The sequence below is a fragment of the Micromonospora sp. CA-248260 genome (assembly GCF_050942205.1).
Taxonomy (GTDB): Bacteria; Actinomycetota; Actinomycetes; order Mycobacteriales; family Micromonosporaceae; genus Micromonospora; species Micromonospora antibiotica.
Map to the genome: position 1 here is coordinate 1,372,642 of NZ_CP192021.1, position 24,978 is coordinate 1,397,619.

At 72.7% G+C, this 24,978-nt stretch carries 15 protein-coding genes; 10 read left to right on the top strand and 5 right to left on the bottom strand.

What is annotated here, in order from left to right:
* The first annotated feature begins 106 nt into the window (after positions 1-106).
* From gatA to ACQP2H_RS06380, 3 genes are all read left to right on the top strand, one after another.
* Positions 107-1,582 carry an Asp-tRNA(Asn)/Glu-tRNA(Gln) amidotransferase subunit GatA gene (gene gatA / locus ACQP2H_RS06370; RefSeq protein ID WP_357534682.1) on the top strand — a complete coding sequence of 492 codons (1,476 nt, stop codon included), beginning with the start codon at positions 107-109 and terminating at the stop codon, positions 1,580-1,582.
* Between the two features lie 13 nt (positions 1,583-1,595).
* Positions 1,596-3,095 (top strand): Asp-tRNA(Asn)/Glu-tRNA(Gln) amidotransferase subunit GatB, encoded by a 1,500-nt coding sequence (gene gatB / locus ACQP2H_RS06375; protein WP_219468026.1) that lies wholly within the window; start codon positions 1,596-1,598, stop codon positions 3,093-3,095.
* Positions 3,096-3,249: 154 nt separating this feature from the next.
* Positions 3,250-5,607 carry a transketolase-like TK C-terminal-containing protein gene (locus ACQP2H_RS06380; RefSeq protein ID WP_219468029.1) on the top strand — a complete coding sequence of 786 codons (2,358 nt, stop codon included), beginning with the start codon at positions 3,250-3,252 and terminating at the stop codon, positions 5,605-5,607.
* Positions 5,608-6,225: 618 nt separating this feature from the next.
* Here ACQP2H_RS06380 and ACQP2H_RS06385 read toward each other — a convergent pair.
* The 3 genes from ACQP2H_RS06385 to ACQP2H_RS06395 form a co-directional block, all read right to left on the bottom strand.
* Positions 6,226-7,860 (bottom strand): metallophosphoesterase, encoded by a 1,635-nt coding sequence (locus tag ACQP2H_RS06385; protein WP_219468032.1) that lies wholly within the window; start codon positions 7,858-7,860, stop codon positions 6,226-6,228.
* 101 nt (positions 7,861-7,961) lie between these two features.
* A complete protein-coding gene (locus tag ACQP2H_RS06390) occupies positions 7,962-9,125 on the bottom strand; it encodes a PQQ-dependent sugar dehydrogenase (protein ID WP_357534678.1) in 1,164 nt (387 codons plus the stop codon).
* A 70-nt stretch (positions 9,126-9,195) separates the two neighbouring features.
* Entirely contained in the window at positions 9,196-11,001 is a 1,806-nt protein-coding gene (locus ACQP2H_RS06395) for a GAF domain-containing SpoIIE family protein phosphatase (protein ID WP_219468038.1), read from the bottom strand.
* 165 nt (positions 11,002-11,166) lie between these two features.
* Between ACQP2H_RS06395 and ACQP2H_RS06400 the strand changes: the two genes are divergently transcribed.
* The gene (locus tag ACQP2H_RS06400; RefSeq protein WP_219468040.1) at positions 11,167-12,093 is read left to right on the top strand and encodes a 2-hydroxyacid dehydrogenase; all 927 of its coding nucleotides are present in this window, start codon (positions 11,167-11,169) and stop codon (positions 12,091-12,093) included.
* 136 nt (positions 12,094-12,229) lie between these two features.
* Here the strand turns inward: ACQP2H_RS06400 and ACQP2H_RS06405 are convergent, their stop codons facing one another.
* Entirely contained in the window at positions 12,230-12,604 is a 375-nt protein-coding gene (locus tag ACQP2H_RS06405; protein WP_208567297.1) for a PH domain-containing protein, read from the bottom strand.
* Between the two features lie 177 nt (positions 12,605-12,781).
* On the opposite strand from ACQP2H_RS06405, the gene ACQP2H_RS06410 reads away from it, so the two are divergent.
* A complete protein-coding gene (locus ACQP2H_RS06410) occupies positions 12,782-15,343 on the top strand; it encodes a putative bifunctional diguanylate cyclase/phosphodiesterase (RefSeq protein ID WP_433231580.1) in 2,562 nt (853 codons plus the stop codon).
* Between the two features lie 30 nt (positions 15,344-15,373).
* Here the strand turns inward: ACQP2H_RS06410 and ACQP2H_RS06415 are convergent, their stop codons facing one another.
* Positions 15,374-16,393 (bottom strand): LacI family DNA-binding transcriptional regulator, encoded by a 1,020-nt coding sequence (locus ACQP2H_RS06415; RefSeq protein WP_219468045.1) that lies wholly within the window; start codon positions 16,391-16,393, stop codon positions 15,374-15,376.
* Positions 16,394-16,779: 386 nt separating this feature from the next.
* On the opposite strand from ACQP2H_RS06415, the gene ACQP2H_RS06420 reads away from it, so the two are divergent.
* The 5 genes from ACQP2H_RS06420 to ACQP2H_RS06440 all read left to right on the top strand — a co-directional run bounded on the left by ACQP2H_RS06420 (position 16,780) and on the right by ACQP2H_RS06440 (position 24,805).
* On the top strand, positions 16,780-18,060 hold the full coding sequence (locus tag ACQP2H_RS06420) for an ABC transporter substrate-binding protein (protein ID WP_219468048.1): 1,281 nt from the start codon (positions 16,780-16,782) through the stop codon (positions 18,058-18,060).
* 41 nt (positions 18,061-18,101) lie between these two features.
* Positions 18,102-19,109, top strand: coding sequence for a carbohydrate ABC transporter permease (locus ACQP2H_RS06425; protein ID WP_433231584.1), 1,008 nt, complete (start codon positions 18,102-18,104; stop codon positions 19,107-19,109).
* Between the two features lie 130 nt (positions 19,110-19,239).
* Positions 19,240-20,100 (top strand): carbohydrate ABC transporter permease, encoded by an 861-nt coding sequence (locus ACQP2H_RS06430; protein ID WP_219470743.1) that lies wholly within the window; start codon positions 19,240-19,242, stop codon positions 20,098-20,100.
* Positions 20,097-22,568 (top strand): glycoside hydrolase family 2 protein, encoded by a 2,472-nt coding sequence (locus ACQP2H_RS06435; RefSeq protein ID WP_357534668.1) that lies wholly within the window; start codon positions 20,097-20,099, stop codon positions 22,566-22,568. The genes ACQP2H_RS06430 and ACQP2H_RS06435 overlap by 4 nt, the downstream gene beginning before the upstream one ends.
* 194 nt (positions 22,569-22,762) lie before the next feature.
* Positions 22,763-24,805 (top strand): FAD-dependent oxidoreductase, encoded by a 2,043-nt coding sequence (locus tag ACQP2H_RS06440; RefSeq protein ID WP_433231587.1) that lies wholly within the window; start codon positions 22,763-22,765, stop codon positions 24,803-24,805.
* Positions 24,806-24,978 lie beyond the last annotated feature (173 nt).

A 24,978-nucleotide genomic window follows, 5' to 3' on the forward strand; every position in this document is an offset into this window, starting at 1 on the left:
GTGAACGTGACACCGGGTGTGATCCGGTGAGCGGGCGGGGCGAGCGAACCATCGAGCACAGTGCGCCGGGTGTCCGGGGCGCCGGTGAGCGGAGCGAGGCGACGGCATGACCGACCTGACCAGAATGACCGCGACCGACCTGGCCGGCCTGGTGGCCTCGGGGGAGACCTCCGCGGTCGAGGTGACCCGGGCCCACCTGGACCGGATCGCCGCCGTCGACGACCGGGTGCACGCGTTCCTGCACGTCGACACCGAGGGGGCGCTGGCCGCCGCCCGCGCGGTCGACGAGCGGCGGGCCGCCGGTGAGCAGCTCGGACCGCTGGCCGGGGTGCCGGTGGCGGTGAAGGACGTGCTCACCACGAAGGGCGTACCGACCACCGTCGGCTCCAAGATCCTGGAAGGCTGGCGTCCGCCGTACGACGCGACGATCGTGCAGCGGCTGCGCGCGGCCGGCACGGTGATGCTCGGCAAGACCAACATGGACGAGTTCGCGATGGGTTCCTCCACCGAATACTCGGCGTACGGCCCGACGCACAACCCGTGGGACACCGACCGGATCCCGGGCGGCTCCGGCGGGGGCAGCGCCGCCGCGCTGGCCGCGTACGAGGCCCCGCTGGCCATCGGCTCCGACACGGGTGGCTCGATCCGCCAGCCCGGCGCGGTCACCGGCACCGTCGGCGCGAAGCCCACCTACGGCGGCACCTCCCGGTACGGCCTCGTCGCGTTCTCCTCCTCGCTGGACACCCCGGGCCCGTGTGCCCGTACGGTGCTCGACGCGGCCCTGCTGCACCAGGTCATCGGCGGGCACGACCCGCGCGACTCCACCTCCATCCCGCAGCCGGTGCCGGACGTGGTCGCCGCCGCGAAGCTCGGTGCGACGGGCGACCTGACCGGGGTGAAGCTCGGCATCGTCAAGGAGTTCACCGGTGAGGGCGCGGAGCCGGGCGTGATGGCCGCGTTCCGCGAGTCGGTGGACACCCTGGCCAAGCTGGGCGCCGAGATCGTCGAGGTGTCCTGCCCGCACTTCCGGTACGCGCTGCCGGCGTACTACCTGATCGCGCCGAGCGAGTGCTCCTCCAACCTGGCCCGGTTCGACGGGGTCCGGTTCGGGTTGCGGGTCGGTGACGACGGCAACCGGTCGCTGGAGGAGGTCATGTCGCTGACCCGGGAGGCCGGGTTCGGCGCCGAGGTCAAGCGGCGGATCATGGTCGGCACGTACGCGCTGTCGTCGGGCTACTACGACGCCTACTACGGGCAGGCGCAGAAGGTCCGTACCCTGATCACCCGGGACTTCACCTCGGCGTTCGAGCAGGTCGACGCGCTGATCTCGCCCACCACGCCGTTCGTGGCGTTCCCGATCGGGGCGCGCACCGCCGACCCGTACCAGATGTACCTGGCGGACCTGTTCACCATCCCGACGAACCTGTACGGCGGGCCGGGCATCTCGGTGCCGTGCGGCCTGTCCGAGGGGCTGCCCGTCGGTCTGCAGGTGATGGCCCCGACGATGGCCGACGACCGGATGTACCGGGTCGCCGCCGCGCTGGAGTCCGTGGTCGGCACGTTCACCCCACCGGCACTGTGAGGCTGGAGTTCAGATGACGACGACACTGCCCGCGTACGACGAGGTCGTTGCGCGTTACGAGCCGGTGATCGGCCTGGAGACCCACGTCGAGCTGGGCACGAACACCAAGATGTTCTGCGGTTGCCCGACCGACTTCGGTGGGGAGCCCAACACCCGGGTCTGCCCGGTGTGCCTGGGCCTGCCCGGTTCGTTGCCGGTGGCCAACAAGGCGGCCATCGAGGCGACCATCCGGATCGGCCTGGCGCTGAACTGCTCCATCGCGCAATGGTGCCGGTTCGCCCGGAAGAACTACTTCTACCCGGACATGCCGAAGGACTTCCAGATCAGCCAGTACGACGAGCCGCTGTGCTCCGACGGCTACCTGGACGTCGAGGTGAACGGCGAGCTGGTGCGGATCGGCATCGAGCGGGTGCACCTGGAGGAGGACACCGGCAAGACGCTGCACGTCGGTGGGGCCACCGGCCGCATCCACGGGGCGACCGAGTCGCTCGTCGACTACAACCGGGCCGGCATCCCGCTGGTGGAGATCGTCACCAAGCCGGTCCCCGGCACCGGTGCGCTCGCCCCCGAGGTCGCCAAGGCGTACGTGACGGAGCTGCGCGACGTGCTGCGTTCGCTGGGGGTCTCCGACGTGCGGATGGAGGAGGGGTCGCTGCGCTGCGACGTCAACACCTCCCTCAACCTGCCGGGCGAGGAGTGGGGCACCCGCACCGAGACCAAGAACGTCAACTCGTTGCGGTCGGTGGAGCGGGCGGTCCGTTCGGAGATCCTGCGGCAGGCGTCCGTGCTGGACGCGGGCGGCCGGATCACCCAGGAGACCCGGCACTTCCACGAGGACACCGGGGACACCACGCCGGGCCGGTCCAAGGAGACCGCCACCGACTACCGCTACTTCCCGGAGCCGGATCTGGTGCCGCTCGCCCCGGACACCGCCTGGGTGGCCGAGCTGAAGGCGGCCCTGCCGGAGCTGCCCCGGCTGCACCGTCGCCGGCTCCAGGAGCAGTGGGGCCTGTCCGACCTCGACATGCAGTCGGTGCTCAACGCCGGTGCGGTCGAGCTGATCGAGGCGACCGTGGCGGCCGGCACCACCCCGGCGGCGGCCCGCAAGTGGTGGCTGGGTGAGCTGTCCCGCCGGGCCAACGAGACGGGTGTGGAGCTGGCCGACATCGGGGCCACCCCGGCGCAGGTCGCCGAGCTGCAGGGCCTGGTCGACGCGGGCAAGCTCAACGACAAGCTGGCCCGGACGGTGCTGGAGGGCGTGGTCGACGGCGAGGGTTCGCCCACCGAGATCATGACCAACCGGGGTCTGGAGGTGGTCTCCGACACCGGCGCGCTCACCGCCGCCGTGGACGAGGCGATCGCCGCCAACCCGGCCATCGCCGACAAGATCCGCAGCGGCAAGGTCGCCGCCGCCGGTGCGCTGGTCGGCGCGGTGATGAAGGCCACCCGTGGCCAGGCCGACGCCAAGACCCTCCGTGACCTGATCCTGGAGCGCCTCGGCGTCCAGGGCTGACCCGAGCGGGCCGGAGCCGAGGCTTCCCGCCCGCGACCGGCGAGGGCCGCCGTCGTGACCCGACGGTGGCCCTCACCCCTTCCCCCGGGGTACGCGCGCGACCCGCGCGACCCCCCACCGAGGGCGTCAACGGCGACGCCCGGATGGAGTTGCCGTGAACGAGCACGACCTCGACGTCCTCGACGAGATCCAGCGGCGGGTGCTGTGGCTCGCCACCCGGATCGTGGACGCGGCCAACCACGACCGGGACACCGGCGACGGGGTGAAGGTCGGTGGGCACCAGGCGTCGAGCGCCTCCCTGGTCACCGCGATGACCGCGCTGTGGTTCGCCCACCTGGACGCCGAGGACCGGGTGGCGGTCAAGCCGCACGCCTCCCCGGTGTTCCACGCGATTCAATACCTGCTCGGCAACCTGGACCGGTCGTACCTGACGCAGCTGCGGGCGCGGGGCGGGTTGCAGTCGTACCCGTCGCGGACGAAGGACCCGGACGAGGTGGACTTCTCCACCGGTTCGGTCGGGTTGGGCGCGGCGGCCCCACTGTTCGCTGCGGTGACCCGCCGCTACGTCGACGCCCACTTCGGGGCCCGCCCGCACTCCCGGTTCGTCGCGTTGATCGGCGACGCCGAGCTGGACGAGGGCAACATCTGGGAGGCGGTCGCCGACCCGGCCACCACCGGCCTCGGCAACGTGATGTGGCTTGTCGACTTCAACCGGCAGTCGCTGGACCGGGTGGTGCCCGGCATCCGGATCGACCAGTGGCGGGGGCAGTTCGAGGCCGCCGGTTGGCACGTCGTCGAGGTCAAGTACGGCCGCCGGCTGGCGCAGGCGTACGCCCGGCCGGGTGGGGCGGCGCTGCGCGACTGGATCGACCGGATGCCCAACGAGCAGTACCAGTCGCTGTTCGGGTTGGCCGGGCCGGCGCTGCGGCAGCAGTTCCTGGACGGGGCGCCCGACGGTATCGCCGGGTTCATCGCCGATCTGACCGACGAGGAGCTGGCCCCGCTCGTCACCGACCTGGGCGGGCACGACCTGGCGGCGATGCTCGACGCGTACGCGCAGTGCGACGCGGTCACCGACCGGCCCAGCGTCGTCTTCGCGTACACCGTCAAGGGGTGGGGGTTGCCGCTCGCCGGTAATCCGCGCAACCATTCGGCGTTGCTGTCCACCGGGCAGGTCGACGTGTTGCGGGCGGCGCACGGCCTGACCACCGCGACCGAGTGGGACCGGCTCGACCCGGCGAGTCCGGCCGGCATCCGGGCCGGCGCGCGCCGTGAGGCGCTGGCCCGCGCGCCCCGCCACCGCTCGCTGGGGGTCACCGTCCCGGAGTCCACCGGGGTACGCACGCAGAAGCCGATCTCCACCCAGGAGGCGTTCGGGCGGGTGCTGGTGGAGCTGGCCCGGGACCCCCAGGTCGCGCCCTACCTGGTCACCACCGCGCCGGACGTGGCGACCTCCACCAACCTGGCCGGGTTCATCAACCGGACCGGGGTGTTCGCCCCGACGGAGCGGCGGTCCTGGTCGCAGGACCGGATGCTGCGCTGGACGGAGAGCCCCGCCGGGCAGCACATCGAACTGGGCATCTCCGAGATGAACCTGTTCCTGCTGCTGGGTCAGCTCGGCCTGTCCTGGGACCTGTCCGGGCAGCCGCTGCTGCCGGTCGGCACCGTCTACGACCCGTTCGTGCTGCGCGGGCTGGACGCGTTCCTCTACGGCACCTACTCGGGTTCCCGGTTCGTGGTGGCCGGCACCCCGTCGGGCGTCACGCTGGCCCCGGAGGGTGGCGCCCACCAGTCGACCATCACCGCCTCCGTCGGCCTGGAACTGCCCGGGGTCACCTTCTGCGAACCGGCGTACGCGACCAGCCTCGACTGGTTGCTCTGTGACGCGTTCGGGCAGATCGCGCAGGGCGCTGCGCCGGCCGCTACCGCCGCGCCGGCCGAGGACGGGGCGTACTACTTCCGGTTGAGCACCCGCCCGCTGGACCAGACACCGTTCGAGGCGGCCCGGGTCCGCCTCGGCGACGCGGTGCTGCGCCGGCAGGTGGTCGCCGGGGCGTACCGGCTGGTGGACGCGCACCAGGCGTACCCGCAGCTGGCCGACGCGCCGGTGGTGACCCTGGCCGCCTCGGGGGCGGTGCTGCCGGAGGTGCTGGCCGCCGCCGCCGAACTGGCCGACGAGGGCATCGCCGCGCACGTGGTCGACGTGACGAGCCTGGACCGCCTCTACCGGGCGTGGCAGCGCACCCTGCGCCAGGGCGTGCGTACGGCGACCGTGCCGAGCGTGCCGGGCGCGTTGCGGGCCGCCTTCGGGGACCGTACCCCCCTGGTGACCGTGCACGACGCGGCCTCGCACGCGATGGCCTGGCTCGGCTCGGCGCTGGGTGTGCCGGCGGTGCCGCTCGGGGTGGACGAGTTCGGCCAGTCCGGCAGCGTCCGCGAGCTGTACGAGCTGCACGACCTGCTCCCCGGCAGCATCGTCAACGCCGCCCTGGCCGCCCTGTCCCTACGCTGACGGGTCAGCGGGTGCCGCGATGGTGCCTCGCGTGGCCCGGGCCATCTCCGGTTCGGGAAACCCACCCCTCAGCGCGGCAGGCCACCTGTCTGATTACCTTCTGTAATTGTTGTGGTTGGTGCCGCACGAGGTCACTCTGAGTGTTCTTCCTGGCGGTCCTCGTGATGTGGGTCTGCATCCTTTGCTCTGCTGCCATAGAGGCGACACGGCTTTGAGCAGGGAGAATGCAGAACACTGCGACTGGGGACGATTGGCAGCTTCCTGACGGAAGGTAACTGTCGCGGTGAGGGCAGCAGAGCAAAGGATGCGGGTGTGCATAGGTGGGTGCGGCCTGGAGGTGACGCTTGGTGACATTGGTGGAGGTGGTGGGTGGGGCGTTCGCGCATCAGAGGCCCTGGCGGTGGGCGTGCAGCCATCGGCAATGCGCCGGCAGCGGCGGTGGCGTGGCGGCGGTCCACCCGCTGACGTCGGCTGGGCGCCGGTCGCCTGGCGGACGTCGGCTGTGCGCCGCCGCCTGCCCCGGCCGCCGGCCCGTGCCCCGGCTGCCGGCTCCTGCCCCAGCCGCCTGCCCCAGCCGCCTGCCTGACCACGGTGTGTCGGCGGTCTGCCTGTCGGGGGTCAGCTGGTCGGGGTGGGGGCCGGCGAGGTGGGGGTCGGGGCGCTCCCGGAGGGGGACGCCGACTCCGACGCGCCCCGGGTCGGGGTCGGGGTGACCGGGACGTCGGCGCCCTTCGCCGGATCGCGGATCACGTGACGTTCCAGGTTCACCTGGGCCTGCCCGGTGCCGCCGACCGTGATGTCGTCGTAGGCCTGGAGCAGCTTCTGCTGGTCGAAGTAGAGCACCGACATCGACAGCGGGGTCGGCTTCTCGCCCTCCAGCCCGCGTAGGCCGGCACCGCCGGTGGAGCCCTCCACCATCAGCTGGGTCGGCTGCTGGCCGTTCACCTGCGGCAACTTCGACATCTGGCGGGCGTGGGTGTGCCCGGCCAGCACCAGGGGGCAGGTGCCGGAGAGCGGCCCGGCCGACGCCGGATCGTGCACCAGGGCGATGTTCACCGGTCGCGGCGAGCTGCGGATCGTGCCGGCGAGCGTCTCGCCGGCCCCGATGACCTGGTCGGCGACCTGGGCGGTGAGGCCGCTGCCGGCCGGCGAGGTCTCCTTGTCCGGGGTGAACCGGGGGTCCCCGATGCCGGCGATGGTCAGCCCGGCGACGGTGGTGGTCGAGTTGTTCAACACCACCGCGTTGGGTTGCCGGGCCACCGCCGCCGCCGTCCTGGGTGAGTCGTGGTTGCCCCGGATGTAGACGTACGGCTTCTTGAGCAGGCCGATCGACCCGACGTACGACGCCTCGGGTTCGCTGCCCCAGTCGGTCAGGTCACCGGTATCGATCACCACGTCGATGCCGAACTGCTCGACCACGGTGCGGATCAACTGCCAGCCGGTCGGGTTGAGGTGCATGTCGGAGACGTGCAGCACCCGGGTGGTGCCCGGTGCCGGCTCGTACACCGGCAGGGCCGAGACCGTGGTGTAGAGCTGGCTGACGTTGCCGACCAACCGTTGCAACTGCTCGGCGTAACGGCTGTAGTCGTTGGCGATCCGCCGGGCGTCACCGACGATCGCCGGGGCGTTGACCAGCAGCCCCTCGTACCGTGGCTCCTCGATGGCCTGCGGGCGCAGGGTGCCCGCCGCGAGCCCGAGGCTGCCGACGGTGACCACCAGGGCCACCCCACCGGCCCAGGCGGTCCGCCGGGTGTCCCGGAAGACCAGAGCCGCCAGGATCAGGGTGACCAGCACCGCCGCGCCGAGGGTACGCAGACCGAGCCGCAGCACCCCGTTACGGACGTCCGTCACCGCCGACTGGCTGGCCCGGCTGATGCTGGCCGGGTCGTCGATCAACGCCTCGGTCTTACGCTGGTCCAGCGCCCCCAGGCCCACCGTCAGGTGGGTCGGACCCTGGTGGCTGTCGAGCTGTAGCGCCCCCAGCGGGGGGATGTCGACGGTGGTGCCGCCCCGCACGGCCGGCGCGAGGGTCAGGTCGGCGCGGAACGGGCCGATGTCGGTGCTGACCCGACCACCGGCGAACACCCCGATGACCGTTCCGGTCAGCGCGACCAGCAGCACCGCCAGCACCACGCCGGCCCGGCGCGTCCCCCTTGACCGGCCGGTGGGCCACCGGGGCGACCAGCGCCGCTCACGCCGGGCGGGGGTGTCGTCGTCCCCGGGCCCGCGCTGCTCGTTCTCCTGACCGTCCATGCTGAGATTCTGACCTGCCCACTGAAAGATCTTGGCAAACCTGGCGGACGGGCAGCCGATCCGCCCGGTACCTGCCCTGCTGTCCGACCGTCGGCGTGTCGTCAGCTCCGGCCGGCACCACCGTCGGCGAAGACCAACCGCAGCAGCCGGTCGTCCTCCGGCACCGGCTGGCCCCGCCCGTCGTGGTTGGAGGTGGAGACCCAGAGCGAACCGTCCGGGGCGGCGGCGACCGCCCGCAGCCGACCGTACTTCCCGGTGAGCAGTTCCCGGGGTGCGCCCAGCACGGTGCCCGTGTCGGTCAACTCCACCAGCCAGAGCCGCTCGCCGCGCAGGCAGGCGGCGGCCAACAGCCGGCCCGTCGCGGCCAGCCCCGAGCAGGACGCCTCGTCGGTGCCCCACTGCACGATCGGGTCGACGAACCTGCCGTCACCCGCCTGACCCTCCACCGTCGGCCAGCCGTAGTTGGCGCCCTTGTCGATCCGGTTGATCTCGTCCCAGGTGTTCTGTCCGAACTCGGTGGCGTACATCCGCTTGCCCGCGTCCCAGGCCAGTCCCTGCACGTTGCGGTGCCCCAGCGACCAGACCGGCGAGCCGGGGAACGGGTTGCCCGGGGCCGGCTTGCCGTCCGGGGTGATCCGCAGGATCTTGCCGGCCAGGGTGGCCCGGTCCTGCGCGGCGGCCCGGTCACCGGCGTCGCCGGTGCTGACGTAGAGCTGCCCGTCCGGGCCGAAGGCGAGCCCACCGCCGTTGTGGTTGCCGGCCTTCGGGATGCCGGTCAGGATCGGCGTGGGTGCGCCACCCAGCGTCAACCGCGCCACCCGGTTGTCCTGCTCGGTGGTGTAGTAGACGAACACCGACCGGTCCTGCGCGTACGCCGGGGAGACGGCGATGCCGAGCAGCCCCGCCTCGCCGGACGCGGCCACCCCCGGCACGGTCTGCGCCGGGGTGACGGTCAACCCCTGCGGCCCCGACTCCGGCCCGACCTTGAGGATCCGGCCGCTGTCCCGTTCGGTGACCAGCGCCGCCCCGTCGGGCAGGAACGCCATCCCCCACGGCACCCGCAACCCCTTGGCCAGCACCGTGGCCACCACCTGCTGCTCGGGGGTGTTCGCCGACGCCGACGGGGTCGGCAGGTTGGGTGGTTCACCGGCCGGATCGGGATCCGGCGGGCCTAGACTGCACCCGGTCAGCAGCAGCGCGACACCGGACGTCGCCAGGGCCGCGCGGACCCGGGCGGTGCGGGGGTACGGGAGACGGGCGCTCACCCGGCCCAGCCTAGCCCGCGAATCGGGGCCCGCCGGGCCACCGGGAACGGCCCACCGGTCGGCGACCGCCTCAGCGGGCCCGTACGGCCAGCAACGCCACGTCGTCCTCACGCCGCTCCTCCGAACCGAGCAGCAGGTCGCACAGGTCGGCGGCGGGTCGGACCCCGGCGGCGGTGACCCGTTCGCACAACTGCGCCATGCCCTCGTCGATCGGCTGGTCCCGCCGCTCCACCAGCCCGTCGGTGTAGAGCAGCAGGGTGTCCCCGGGGGCGAGGAGCACCCGTGCCCCGGTGCGGGGGACCGGCCGGGTCAACCCCAGCAGCGGTTCCCGCCGACCGTCGAGCAGCCGTACCGTGCCGTCGGCGGTGACCAGCAGCGGCGCGGGATGGCCGGCGTTGCACCAGGTGACCGCCACCCCGTCGGGGACCGGCCGCAGTCGGGCCAGCACCGCCGTGGCGGCGGTCGGGATGCGCAGCCCGGAGATGGTGGCGTCCAACCGCCGCATCAGCTCGTCGACCGGATCGGTGCGCCCGTACGCGTTGCCCCGGACGAGGTTGCGCAGCTGACCCATGGTCGCGGCGGCCTCGATGTCGTGGCCGGCGACGTCCCCGATCGCCGCGACCAGATCGCCGTCGGGCTGCACGAAGGCGTCGTACCAGTCGCCGCCCACCTCCACCCGGTCGGCGGCCGGCTGGTAGCGGGCCACCAGCTCGACCCACGGGCTCTGCGGCAACTGCGGGAGCATGCTGTGCTGCAGCACCTCGGCGACGTGCCGTTGCTCGCCGTAGATCCAGCCGTTGCCGACCGCCTGCCCCGCACGCCGGCCGATCTCCAGCGCGGTGCCGAGGTCGTCGTCGTCGAAGGCCCGCCGGTCGGGCCCGGCGACCAGGGTGACCGCGCCCATCGCCGTACCCCGGCCGGGGGCCGGCACCGGCACGGTCAGGTGTGAGGCGAAGCCCAGCCGCTCGGCGAGGGTCACCAGCTCCGGCTCGTCGCTGGCCTGCCGGACGTCGTCCAGGTCGGCGACGTGGCGCAGCACCGGCTGGCCGGTCCGCAGCACCGTCCGGGTGATCGAGGCCGGGCCGAGCCGGCGCAGCGCCAGCTCGCCGAACCGGGCGGCCTCGGCGGCGCGGGCCGGATCGCGGTGCACGGTGTTCACCCACCGGGGGGTGCCAGCCTGGTCGACCAGGGTCACCATGGCCCAGTCGGCCAGCAGCGGCACCACCGCGTCGGCCAGCCGCGCCACGGCCGTCTCGACGTCGAGCGTGCCGGCCAGGGTTTCGCTCAGCGAGGCGAGCAGGTTGAGCCGGTCGTGCGCGTGTTCGACCAGCCGGCGGGCCTGCTGGGCGGCGTCCAGGGCGATCCGCAGCCGCAGCTCCGAGGAGCAGGCCGCCGCCAGGTCGGCAAGCGTCCGCAGCTGCGCCTTCGTCCACGCCCGGGGTTTGCTGTCGATCGCGCACAGCGAGCCGAGCACCCTGCCGTCCAGGTCGGTCAACGGCATCCCGGCGTACGCGACGACACCCAGTTCCGGCACGGCCAGGTTGTCCCGGACCCGGGGGTAGAGCCGGGCGTCCGGCAGCACCAGTGGGATCTCGGTGTCGATCACGTGTTGGCAGAACGAGTGGCTCAACGGGGTCTGCCGGCGGGCGGCCCACGGGTCGGGCAGCCCGACCGCGCCGGGAAAGAACTGCCGGGTCTCGGTGACCAGGGAGACCAGCGCCACCGGCACGTCGAGCAGGTCGCTGACCAGCCGGGCGAACCGGTCGAACGCCTCGTCCGGCGCGGCGTCCAGCCCGGTGTCGGTCAGTGACCGCAGTCGGGCCGGGTCGGCCAGCGCGGCGATCCCGACGGCTGGCCGTTCGCTGCGCTCGGTCATCGACCACCTGTCTGCCTGGATGGGGGACGCCGATCGACGTCCGACCCCCGGTTATACCCGCCCCGACCGTCGCGCGCCCGGGGAGGTGGGCGACATCGCCCGGTGCGGCGTCGGTGGGCCGGCCCCTCGGAACAGCCTGCCGACGGAGGGCTATCGTCGGCACGCGTGAAGGTATGGATTCCGCATCCTGTCGGTGTCGAGCTGCTCGGGGCGGTGCCGGCCGGTGTCACCGTACAGCCGTGGACCGATCCGGAGAATCCGCCCGGCGACCCGACCGGCGTCCGGTTCTGGGTGCCGCCGTTCCTGGCCGGGGTGGACACCACGGCGATGCTGGGCCGGCTGCCGGAGCTGGCGGTGGTGCAGCTGCTCTCCGCCGGGGCGGACGCCTGGTCCGGCCGGGTGCCCCCCGGGGTGACCCTGTGCGACGCCCGGGGGGTGCACGACGCCGGTACCGCCGAGTGGGTGGTCACGGCGATCCTGGCCCAGCTGCGGGGCTTCCCGGAGCTGGCCCGCGCCCAGTCGCGGCGGGAGTGGGCGTACGACCGGGTCGCGCCGACCGACGAGCTGACCGGCAAGCGGGTGCTGATCGTGGGGGCCGGTTCGATCGGTGCGGCGGTCCGGGCCCGGCTGGCCCCGTTCGACGTCACCTTCACCCTGGTCGCCCGGACCGCACGGCCGGCGGAGGGGGTGCACCCGGTGACCGAACTGCCCCGGCTGCTGCCCGAGGCCGACGTGGTGGTGCTGCTGGTGCCGTTGACCGAGGCCACCCGGGGGCTGGTCGACGCGGGTTTCCTGGCCGCCATGCCGGACGGGGCGCTGCTGGTCAACGCCGCCAGGGGCCCGGTGGCGGACACGTCGGCGCTGGTCGCGGAGCTGACCTCCGGCCGGTTGCGGGCGGCGTTGGACGTGACCGACCCGGAGCCGCTGCCCGCCGACCATCCGCTCTGGGAGTTGCCGAACGTGCTGCTCACCCCGCACGTCGCCGGCTCGGTACGGGGGCTGCTGCCCCGGGCGTACCGGCTGGTGGGGGAGCAGTTGCGGCGGTTCGTCGCCGGGGAACCGCTGGTCAACACGGTGGTCGACGGCTACTGACGCCGTCGGTCGCGACGGACCGGTGGTGGTCGCGGACCGGTGGTGGTCGCGGCGGACCGGTGGTGGTCGCGGGCCGGTGGTGGTCGCGGCCCGGTCGGGACCGGCCGGGCCGGCCGGCCCGGCGTGGACCCCGGGGTCAGTGGGCCTCGGGCAGGGACTGGCCGGTGATCGAGATCAGGCGGGGCAGGTCGACGCCCCGGACCGCAGGCAGGGGCAGGTGCTGCCCGTCGGCGAGCCGGACGACGGCCCGGCCGCGCGGGTCGGCGGCCAGCTCGACGACCTGCTCCCAGGGGATGCGTCGCCCCCCGGCCAGCGCCCGCAGGCGCAGCTCACGCGGGTCGGCGTCGGTGCCGGAACGCCAGGCCCAGATCGCGACGGTCAACGGGACCAGCAGCACCGGCAGCAGGTACCACCGGGCGGCGGCCAGGGGCAGCGCGCCGATGGTGGCGATGACGGCCGCGACCAGGATGGCCTGGTTGTGCCGGAAACGGATGGTGTCGGCGCGACTCACCCCCCGATGATCCCACCCCTGACCGGGCTGGTTCCGGCCGGGCGGTCGACCAGCCGGGGACGACCGCGGCTGGTGACGCGGATCACGGTCGGCGGGCATAACCCGTGTGGTGGCGAATCGTTGAACCGCTAACCCCCGTCATACCGCCCCGTGTTTCCCCTCACGAAGGCGACCGCCGTGACCGTCGCTCACCTCCTCCGTCGCTTCCCGTCCGCGCCGACCACGCTGTCGGTGCTGGTCGCGCTCCTGGCCGGTGCCAGCCTGGCCGGTCTCCTCCGGCCACTGGCGGCGACCACCATGGCCGGCGCGGTCGGTTGTGCCCTGGCCACCGTCCGGCTGTTCCGGTCGGCCGCCACCTCCCGGCGGTCCCGCCGGGCCGCCGCCCCGCTCAACGTCGCGGTGACGGTGGCCGGGCTGACCGTGGCGGTGTTGCCACTGGTGCCGACGTCCTGGCGGGCCGGGGTCGTGGCGACCGGGTTCGGCGCGGTCGCCCTGGCCGGTGCGATCGGGCTGCTCCTGCTGCCCGGCCATGTCCGGTTGAGCTCCCGGGCCCGGCTGCGCCGTGGGGTGGACGTGCTCGGGTCCGGCACCGCCCTGCTCTTCGCCGGCTGGGTGCTGGTCCCGCCCGGCCCGGTGCCACCGGTGGTCCGGGTGGTCACCGTGGTCGGCGCGGTCGGACTGGCCGGGCTGCTGGTGAGCGCGCTGGCCGACCGCCGTCGTCGCCCGGGGGCGGCCCGCTGCCGGGTCGGGGTGGCGGCCGTCCTGCTCGGGCTGGCCGTCCTGGTGGGGCTGTTCGCCTACCGGGCGTCGGAGGTGTCGCTGCTGACGGTGGTGCCGCTGCTGGTCGGTGGGGCGTTGCTGACTGCGGCGGGGATGGCCCGGGTCGCGGCGGGCGACCCGGCCGACCCGGCGGGTCCGCCGCCGGCCTGGCCCCGGGTGACGGCACCGGCGGTGGTGGCCACCGTGGCGGCGGGCGGGCATCTGGCGTTCGCCGACGGGTTCACCCCGACCGCTGTCCTGCTGGGGCTGGCGGTGATCCCGTCGCTGGTGGCCCGGGAGTTGATCTCCGTGACCGACAACCGCCGGTGGGCCGGGCGGCTGGCCGCCCGGGAGGCGTACTTCCGGACGTTGGTCTCCGGGGGCCGTGACCTGGTGGTGGTCCTCGACGACGGGCTGCGGGTGCAGTGGCTCTCGGCGGCCGGTGAGCGCTGGTTCGGGCTGCGCCAGGACGACGTGTGCGGGCTGCCGCTGGCCGGGTTGCTGCACCCCGACGACGCGCCGGGGGTCCTGGCCCGACTGGCCGCCCGGTCCGACGGCGGTGCGCCGCCGCTGCTGGTGGCCCGGATGCGTACCGGTGACGGCGGCTGGCGGGAGATCGAGTCGACGGTGAGCGACCAGCGTGCGGTGCCGGAGGGGGCCGCGGTGGTGCTGCACGTCCGCGACGTCGGGGACCGTCGCCGACTGGAGCGGGAGCTGCGGCGGGTCGCGGCCACCGACCCGCTCACCGGGTTGGCCGACCGGCAGGAGCTGCTGCGTGTGCTCGGCGCGCGGGGTGGCCCACCCGGTGCCCTGCTGCTGGTCGACGTGCACGTGCCCGTCCCGACGCAGGGTGGTCCGGCGCCGGTGGGCAGCGACGCCCTCCTGGTCACCACCGCCCGCCGGCTGCGCGACGTGGTCGGCCCCCGGGACCTGGTCGCCCGGTTGTCCGCGGAGGAGTTCGCGGTGGTCACCGACGCCGGGTCGGTGCCGGCGTACGCGTTGGGCGAACGGCTGCTGGCCGCATTGACCGAACCGTGCCTGGCACCGACCGGGATGGCCCGGTTGCGGGTCGGCGTGGGCCTGACCGAGCTGACCGGGGCGGCACCGCAGGACGTGCTGCGCCAGGCCGACCTGGCCCGTCGCCGGGCCGTGCAGCTGGGGCGCAACCGGATCGAGTGGTACGACGCCTGCCTGGAGGAACAGCTGGTCCGTCGGCTGGACCTGGAGCGGGAACTGCCCGGTGCGGCGGCCCGGGGTGAGCTGGACCTGGTCTACCAGCCGGTGTTGGCGTTGGCTGATCGGCGGCCGGCCGGCATCGAGGCGTTGCTGCGGTGGCGCAGCCCGGTGCTCGGCACGGTGCTGCCGGCCGAGTTGCTGCCGGTCGCCGAGGATCTGGGTCTGCTCGGTGAGTTGGGGCGGTGGGTGCTGGACCGGGCCTGTCGGCAGCTCGCCGACTGGTCGACCGGGGGGCGGGAGCTGTGGTTGGCGGTCAACCTGACGTTGGCCGAGCTGTTGGCCCCGGATCTGGTGCCCCGGGTGGAGGCGGTCCTGGCCGGGCACGGCTTGCCGGCGGAACGGCTGGTGCTGGAGATCGCCGAGTCGAGGCTGGGCGCGGACCTGCCGACGGTGGTGGCCCGGTTGGCCGGGCTCCGGTCGATGGGGGTGCGTGTCGCGTTGGACAGTTTCCGGGCGGAGCACGCCTCCCTGGCGCAGCTGCGTCGGCTGCCGATCGACCTGCTCAAGGTGCAGCCCCGGCCGGCCGGGCCGGATGCGGAGACCCGCCCGCTGATCGACGTGGTGGTGGGCCTGGGGGAGCGGTTGGGGGTGACCGTGGTGATGGCGGACCTGGAGTCGGAGCCGGAGGTCGACCGGGCGACCCGGGCCGGCTGCCGGTACGGCCAGGGCTTCGCGTTGGCCCGTCCGGCCACCGCCGAGCGGGTCGAGGCGTACTTCGAGGAGTTCCCCACGTCCTCCCGGTGACCTGCGCCGGTACGAGTTGACTTAACCGGTTCACCTGACCTGGGGCGGTGCGGTGCTGCCGCGCGGGGTCAGGTGCGCCGTCTCGTCCTGGAGCCCGCCCACCGACTCCCCGGCGATGACGGCGAGCAGTTGGCGGGCCGCGTGCGCGCCGTAGGCGGGAATGTCCCGGCCGAGCGCGGTCAGCGGCGGGTGCACCAGTTGGCACAGGGGCGAGTCGTCCCAGGCCACGATGGACAGATCGGCGGGTACGCCGAGGCCCATCTCCTGCGCCACGGAGAGCCCGGCGATCGCCATCACGTCGTTGTCGTAGATCACCGCGGTCGGGCGTCGGGCGGAGCTGAGTAGCCGCCGGGTGGCGCGGGCGCCCTCCTCGCCGGTGTAGTCGGACCACACGGTCGCCGCGTCGGTGAGGCCGAGCCGGCCGCACACCTCGGCGAAGGCGTCGGTGCGGATCTCGGTGTGCAGCAGCGAGGGCAGCCCACCGACCCGGGCGATCCGTCGGTGGCCGAGGGCGACCAGGTATTCCACCGCCTCGGCCAGCGCCGCCGCGTCGTCGGCCCAGACGTGGGCCAGGGTGCCGGTGTGCCCCGGCCCGCCGATCACCACGGCGGGTAGTTGCAACTCCTCCAGGGCGGGCACCCGGATGTCGTTGGTCCGCAGGTCGCAGACGAGGACGCCGTCGACGCGCCGCTCGGCCCACCAGCGTCGGTAGACCGCGATCTCCGCCTCCTGGTCGGCGACCACCTGGAGGGTCAGGGCGTACGACCGGGCGGAGAGTTCGGCCTCGACACCGCTGATCAGCTCCATGAAGAACGGTTCGATGCCGAGTATCCGGGCCGGTCGGCACAGGGCCAGGCCGACCGCGTCGGCGGTGGCGCCGGAGAGTGCACGGGCGGCGCTGCTGGGGCTGAAGCCGATCTCGGCGGCGATCGCCAGGATGCGTTGCCGGGTGGCCTCCGAGACCCCCGGTTGCCCGTTGAGCGCGTACGACACCGCGCCCTTGGACACTCCGGCGCGTCGGGCGACGTCGGCGATGGTCGGCCGCTTCACCGGTGTGTCTCCTCCACTTCTCACGGCCTGGGTGGGCCGTCGACGGGGGCCGGAATCACCGGCGGTGCCCACGCTACCGGTGCCTGGTCCGGTCGACGCTCCCGGCCGGGGTGCTCCGCCATTACCGCTGAGCGGGATTCGCTTGCCCGGTTAAGCGTACGCGGCGGGAGGTGCGTGGTGGCGGTATACCAGCGCGCCGAGCAGGGCGGAGAGGCACTCCGGCCCTGCCCTCGCGGTTCGATGGGCACGCCCAGGTTGCCGGTTCGAGGCGCTGTTGACCGGCCGTTGACACCGTGTGGGGTGGCCCGTACGGTGGCCTCACTTATCCGGTTCAGTCAACGCCTGTCGATGTCATGGGCGTCCCCGATGTGTGCGCGGAGGATGAGATGAGACGGTCCTGGACCCACTGGGCGCGCGCGGCGGCGGTCGGCGTCGTCAGCCTGACGATGATCGCCGCGTGCAGCGGCCGGAGCGCCACCGACTCGGGCGGCGGAGGCGGCCAGGTCACCCTGAAGATCAATTTCTGGGGCGACTTCGGTCTCCAGGACCTCAAGACCCGCTACGAGGCCGACCACCCCAACGTCAAGATCCAACTCAACTCGGGCGAGTACAACGCCCAGCACGAGGATCTCCAGAAGAAGCTCGTCGCCGGTTCCGGCGCGGCCGACATCGCCGCCATCGACGAAGGCTTCATGGTCCAGTTCCGTAGCCAGTCCGACAAGTTCGTCAACCTGCTCGACAAGGGCGCCGGCTCCTACGAGAGCAAGTACCTGCCGTGGAAGTGGAAGCAGTCGTTGTCGGCAGACGGCAAGACCCAGATCGGCCTCGGCACCGACGTCGGCGGCCTGGCCATGTGCTACCGCACCGACCTGTTCGCCGCCGCCGGGCTGCCCACCGGGCGGGACCAGGTCTCCGCCCTCTGGCCCACCTGGGACAGGTTCATCCAGGTCGGCCAGGACTACACCGGCCGGACGAAGAAGAAGTTCCTCGACTCCGGCACCAACCTGTTCAACCCGATCCTGGGGCAGCAGCCCGTCGGCTTCTACGACGAACAGGAACAGCTCCGGATGGAGCAGGGTCCCAAGGTCGCCTTCGACTACACGATCACGGCGGTCCAGGCCGGACTGTCGGCCAACCTGGCCAGCTTCCAGGCCGACTGGGACAAGGGCTTCACCGCCGGCTCGTTCGCCGTCCTCGCCTGCCCGGCGTGGATGCTCGGCCACATCAAGGACACCGCGCCCGGCACCCAGGGCAAGTGGGACATCGCCGCAGTGCCCGGTGGCGGCGGCAACTGGGGTGGCTCGTTCCTCACCATCCCCAAGCAGGGCAGGCACGTCGACGAGGCGTACCAGCTGCTGGAGTGGCTGGTCCAGCCGGAGCAGCAGATCGAGATCTTCAAGAAGGTCGGCAACCTGCCCTCGCAACCCGCGCTCTACGCCGACCCGGCGATCGCCGAGTTCAAGAACCCGTTCTTCAACGACGCGCCGGTCGGGCAGATCTTCCCCAGGATGGCGCAGGGGCTGACCCCGCAGTACCTGGGCAGGAAGAACGGCCCGACCCGGGTGGCCGTGGAGAACGTCATCAACCGCGTGCAGAACAAGACCCTGAAGCCGGATGCCGCCTGGGCCGAGGCGGTCAAGGAGGCCGAGAAGGCCGGCAGGTCCTGACCGTCCGCAGCCCCGTCCCGTCCCGGCCCCGGAGGTGTCCCGTGCCCACCACCCGAGCCGCGCCGCCGTCGAGTCACCGCCCCGGGTCGGCATCCGCCGCCGGGACGGGTCGCCCGTCCGGCTGGCGCGACCGGCTGTACCGCTTCGACATGCGCTACCTGCCGTACCTGATGATCGCGCCGTTCTTCCTGCTCTTCGGGGTGTTCGGGCTGTTCCCGTTGCTGTTCAACGGGGTCGTCGCGCTGCGCAACTACCGGCTCGACGACCCGACCCTGCCCTACTGGGCCGGCGTCGCGAACTTCACCCGGCTGCTCGGCGACGAGGACTTCTGGAACGCGCTCTACAACACCTTCGGCATCTTCCTGCTCTCCTCGGTGCCCCAGTTGCTGCTGGCGCTGGTGGTCGCGTCGCTGCTCAACCGCAAACTGCGGGCGCAGACCTGGTGGCGGGTCGGGGTGCTGCTGCCGTACGTCACCCCGATCGTCGCCTCGACGATGGTGTTCAGCGCGTTCTTCTCCCGCAGTTTCGGGATGGCGAACTGGCTGCTCGCCGAGGTGGGCATCGGCGGGACGGGGGACGCGGCGATCGACTGGCGGGCCGACAAGCCGCACGCCTGGATCGCCATCGCCACCATGGTCAACTGGAAGTGGATCGGCTACAACGCCCTGCTCTACCTGGCCGCCATGCAGTCCATCCCGCGTGACGTCTACGAGGCGTCGGCGATCGACGGGGCCGGCCCGTGGCGGCAGCTGTGGCGGATCACCGTACCGATGATCCAACCGGTGATCGTCTTCACGGTGGTGTTGTCCACCATCGGCGGGCTGCAACTGTTCACCGAGCCGATGCTGTTCGACCTGAACGCGCAGGCCGCCACCGGCGGACCGAACGGCGAGTGGCAGACCATCGCCCAGCTCATCTACAAGGTCGGCTGGAAGGACCTCAACCTCGGCTACGCCGCCGCGATGTCCTGGGCGCTGTTCCTGATCATCCTGCTGGTGACCGGCCTCAACACCCTGCTGACCAACCGCCTGTCGGGCGGTCGCCGGTGAGCGCGAGGAACGCAGCGCAGCGGAGTCCCGCAGTCGCGAACGGAAGGGGACACCGGTGAGCGCGAGGAACGCAGCGCAGCGGAGTCCCGCAGTCGCGAGCGGAAGGGGATCGGTGAGCGCGAGGAACGCAGTGCGCCGGCCCGCGCTGTCGGGGCGCGCGCCGCAGGACACCCCGGCCGGTCTCGGCACGTACCTGCTGCTGTCGTTGACCTTTCTGTTCGCCGCGTTCCCGCTGTACTGGATGTTCGTGATCGCCACCAGCGACGACGAGGCGCTGGCGAAGCTGCCCCCGGCGGTCGTCCCCGGCAACCGGTTCCTGGCCAACCTGGAGGAGGTCTTCTCGCTCCAGGACGTCTACTTCGCCGCCTCCCTGGTCAACAGCGTCATCGTGTCGACCGTGGTGACCGCCTCGGTGCTGTTCTTCTGCTCGCTGGCCGGGTTCGCCTTCGCCAAGCTGCGGTTCCGGGGCAGCGACACGCTGATGCTCCTGGTGGTGCTCACCCTCACCGTCCCCAACCAGCTCGGCATCGTCGCGCTCTACATCGTGATGGGCCGGCTCGGCTGGAACGGCACCCTGCTGGCGGTGATCGCGCCCGGTCTGGTCACCGCGTTCGGGGTGTTCTACATGCGGCAGTTCATCGTCAACGGCGTCCCGGACGAGCTGGTCGAGTCGGCCCGGGTCGACGGGGCTACCACCATGCGGATCTACCGCAGCATCGTGCTGCCGGCGATCCGCCCGGCCCTGGCCGTGCTGGGCCTGCTCACCTTCGTGGCGACCTGGAACGACTTCCAGTGGCCACTGATCACGCTCAGCGGCACCGACTACCCGACCTCGATGGTGGCCGTCTCCGATCTGGCGAGTGGCAACTACGTCATCTACCGTCGGGTGCTCGCGGGGGCGTTCATCGCCACGGTGCCGCTGCTGGTGATGCTCTTCGTCGGCGGCCGGCAGATCGTCCGGGGAATCATGGAAGGCGCGGTGAAATCGTGAACCGTCTGGCGTTGCACGAGGGTTGGCAGTTGCGCGCGGTGTCCGGGCCGCAGGTGCCCGACGCCGTCGCCGGGCGGTCGATACCCGCCACCGTGCCGGGGTGTGTGCACACCGACCTGCTCGCCGCCGGCCTGATCGACGACCCCTACCTCGACGACAACGAGACGGCGTCGGCCTGGATCGGCCGCACCGACTGGGAGTACGCGGCCACGTTCGTGCACCGGCCCGGCGACGACGACCGGGTCGATCTGGTCTGCGCCGGGTTGGACACGGTCGCCACGATCACCCTCAACGGCGTCGAGGTCGGCCGCACCGCGAACATGCACCGGTCGTACCGGTTCGACGTGGCCTCGGCGTTGCGGCCGGGGGAGAACACCCTCGCTGTCCGGTTCGACTCGGCGTACCGCTATGCCGGGGAGCAGCAGGAACGGCTCGGTGACCGGCCCAACGCCTACCCGGAGCCGTTCGCGTTCATCCGCAAGATGGCCTGCAACTTCGGCTGGGACTGGGGGCCGACGCTGGTGACCGCCGGGATCTGGCAGGAGATCGGGTTGCACGCCTGGTCCACCGCCCGGCTCGGCACCGTCCGTCCACTGGTGACGGTCGTCGACGGCTGGGGCCGGGTCGAGCTGCACGTCGAGGTCGAGCGGGTGGCCGACGTGCCACTGACCGTCCGCGCCGAGGTCGCCGGGGTGACCGGCGAGGCGACCGTCGCGGCCGGGCGGCGTACGGCCGCGCTGACCCTCACCGTCGCCGACCCCGAACTGTGGTGGCCCCGGGGGTACGGCGCACAGCCGCTGCACCCGCTGGTGGTGACCCTGGCGTCGCCCGACGGCACCCCGTTGGACACCTGGTCACAGCGGATCGGGTTCCGTTCGGTACGCCTGGACACCACCCCCGACGCCCACGGCACCCCGTTCACCCTGCACGTCAACGACGTGCCGGTGCTGGTGCGGGGGGTCAACTGGATCCCCGACGACGCGTTTCCCACCCGAGTCACCCGGGACCGGCTGGCGCACCGGTTCACCCAGGCCGCCGACGCCAACGTCAACCTGCTGCGGGTCTGGGGCGGCGGACGTTACGAGTCGGGCGACTTCTATTCCCTCGCCGACGAGCGGGGCCTGCTGGTGCAGCAGGACTTCCTGTTCGCCTGCGCGGCCTACCCGGAGGAGGAGCCGTTCGGCACGGAGGTCGAGGCGGAGGCGCGGGAGCAGGTGACCCGGCTGGCCGGGCACCCGTCGCTGGTGCTGTGGACCGGCAACAACGAGAACATCTGGGGCTGGCACGACTGGGATTGGCAGGAGCCGCTGGCCGGGCGCACCTGGGGGCGGGGCTTCTATCTGGACCTGCTGCCCCGGGTGGTGGGCGAGCTGGACCCGACCCGCCCGTACTGGCCGGGCAGCCCGTGGTCGGGTGTCGAGGACATCCACCCCAACGACCCGGCGCACGGCACCACCCACATCTGGGACGTCTGGAACACCGACGACTACACGAAGTACCGCGAGTACGTCCCCCGGTTCGTCGCCGAGTTCGGCTACCAGGCGCCCCCGGCGTACGCGACGCTGCGCCGGGCGTTGTCCGACGAGCCGCTGGCGCACGACTCGCCGGGGATGGCCCACCACCAGAAGGCGGCCGACGGGGACGCCAAGCTGCGACGGGGTCTCGACGCGCACCTGCCCGCTCCGGCCGACTTCGACGACTGGCACTACCTGACCCAGCTCAACCAGGCGCGGGCCATCCAGCTGGGGGTGGAGCACTTCCGGTCGCACCGGGACGTCTGCTCCGGCACCATCGTCTGGCAGCTCAACGACTGCTGGCCGGTCACCTCGTGGTCGGCGGTCGACGGTGACGGTCGCCGCAAACCCCTGTGGTACGCGCTGCGCCGGGCGTACGCCGACCGGTTGCTCACCGTCCAGCCCCGCGACGGTGGGCTGGCCCTGATCGCGGTGAACGAGACCGGCACCCCGTGGCGGGCCCCGGTGACGGTGACCCGGTCGACGTTGACCGGCGAGCCGAGGGCGAAGACGTCGTACCCGCTCGACGTGCCGGCGTACGCGGCGGTGGCGGTGCCGTTGCCGGCGGACCTGGCGGTGGCGGAGGAGGAGCGCCGGGAACTGCTGGTCGCCGAGGCCGGTGCCAGCGCCGAGCGGGCGTTGTGGTTCTTCGCCGAGGACCGGGACGCGCAGTGGCCGGCGGCCCGTTTCGACGCGACGGTGGAGCCGGTCGTCGGCGGGCAGCGGGTCCGGGTCACCGCGCGGACCGTGCTGCGTGACCTGACGCTCTTCCCGGACCGGCTCGACCCGGCCGCCGAGGTCGACGCGGCGCTGGTCACCCTGCTGCCGGGGGAGTCGGTGACGTTCACGGTGACCTGCGGTGCGCCGCTGGACCCGGCGGCGTTGACCGCCCGGCCGGTGCTGCGCTGCGTCAACGACCTGCTCGACGACGCGGCCCCGGCCCCGGGGGGCTGACGGGACGGCCCGGGGTGCCCGTGCCACGGGTCCGGCCCGGCCGCCCCGACCCACGCCGGTCGGCAGCCCGAGCCCTCCTTCCCGTCGGGTGTGGGGCAGGAGGGGCCCTTGACAGCTCTGACCTGATCAGCGAGGGTCGATGCGTTCCGGGTGCGGCGGCGCGCTCCTCCCCTCGTCTGCGAAGGGCAGCCGTGATGTCGCCTGCGTTCACCCGCCGTCAGCTGATCCGCCTCGGCGGGGCCACCCTCGTCGTCGTCGCCGGCACCGGTAACGGGCTTCCCGCCCTGGCCGCCGGCACTGGCTTCGGCCTGCCGGCCCTGGCCGCCGGCACCGTCACCGCCGACCTGGTGGTCTACGGGGCCACCTCGGCCGGCATCGTCGCCGCCGTGCAGGCACACCGGTTGGGGCGCACCGCCGTGATCGTCGAACCGGGCAGCCACGTCGGCGGGCTCACCACCGGTGGGCTCGGCTACACCGACAGCGGCACCAGCGCCGCCATAGGTGGTCTCGCCGGGGAGTTCTACCGCCGGGTGTACGCCAGGTACCAGGGTGTCCCGGTCACCCCCGATTCGCCGATGCGGCTGGTCTTCGAGCCGCACGTGGCCGCCGGGGTCTTCGACGAGCTGCTCACCGAGCACGGGGTGCCGGTCTACCTGAACGCGCGGCTGACCACCGTGCAGCGCAGTGGGGACCGGATCACCGGCCTGGTCACCGACAACGGGCAGCTCTTCACCGGCCCGATGTTCGTCGACGCGACCTACGAGGGTGACCTGATGGCCGCCGCCGGGGTGGCGTACACGGTCGGGCGGGAGGCCAACACCGCGTACGGCGAGACGATCAACGGGGTGCAGCTGCGCGGGGCACACCAGTTCACCCTGCCGGTCGACCCGTACGTGGTGCCGGGCAGCCCGGCCAGCGGGCTGCTCCCCGGCATCTCCGCCGCCCCGGTCGCGGGCAACGGCACCGGTGACGACCGGATCCAGGCGTACAACTTCCGGATGTGCCTGACCCAGGCCGCCGGTCGGGTCCCGTTCCCGCAGCCGGCCGGCTACGACCCGGCCGACTACGAACTGCTGCTGCGGTACGTGCAGGCCGGGTATACCGGGCCGTTCTTCACCACGCAGAGCGTCGGTGGCGGGAAGACCGACTCGAACAACACCGGGGCGTTCTCCACCGACTTCATCGGCGTGAACTACGCCTACCCGACGGCGACCCGGGCGCAGCGGGACAGCATGGTCGCCGACCACCTGACGTACCAGCAGGGGCTGATGTGGTTCCTGGCCAACGACCCCCGGCTGCCGGCGTCGGTCCGGGCGGGGGTGGCCCGCTGGGGCCTGGCCGCCGACGAGTTCACCGCCACCGGCGGGTGGCCCCCGCAGCTCTACGTCCGCGAGGCCCGCCGGATGGTGTCGGCGTACGTGATGACCGAGCGGGACTGCCGGGGCAGCGTGCGGGCCGCCGACTCGGTCGGGTTGGCCAGCTACACCATGGACTCGCACAACTGCCAGCGGGTGGTGGTCGACGGGTTGGTGAAGAACGAGGGCGACGTGCAGGTCGGGGTGCCCGGCCCGTACCCGATCAGCTACCGGTCGATCGTGCCGACCACCGGGCAGTGCGCCAACCTCCTCGTCCCGGTCTGCCTGTCGGCCAGCCACATCGCCTACGGCTCGATCCGGATGGAACCGGTCTTCATGATCCTCGCCCAGTCCGCGGCGACGGCGGCGCTGCTGGCGGTGGATGCCGGGGTGCCGGTGCAGCAGGTCGACGTCGCCGCCCTCCAGGCCCGGTTGCGCCGGGACGGGCAGATCCTGAGCTGGCCGCCCACCGCCGACGGCGAGATCGTGGTGGACAACCGGGCAGCCGGGGTCACCCGGGCCGGGGTCTGGGTGAGCAGCACCGCCATCGGCGGTTACTGGGGGTCGGACTACGAGCACGACGGCAACACCGGCAAGGGTGTCAACCGGCTGCGGTTCACCCCTGCCCTGCCGACGGCCGGGAGTTGGGCGGTCCAGTTTCGCTGGACGGCGGACCCGAACCGGGCCGGCAACGTCCCGGTCGACGTGGTGCACGGCGGTGGGGTGACCACCCGGGTGGTCGACCAGCGCGCGTCGGGCGGGCAGTGGGTGTCGCTGGGGACGTACCAGTTTCCGGCGGGGACGGCCGGCAGCGTGCTGATCCGCACCGAGGGCACCGACGGGTACGTCGTCGCCGACGCGGTCCGCTTCCTGCCGGCCTGACCCGTGCTCACTTCTCGAAGACGGCGAGGACGTTGAGCCCCGGCCCGGACTTCAGGGTGCCGACGATCCGCAGCCCGTGCTGGTTGCCACGGCGGATCATGGAGTACGCGTAGAGTACGTTTTCGCGGCACGCCGTCGAGCCGGAAGGAGGTCAGAACAATGTCCGATGTTCT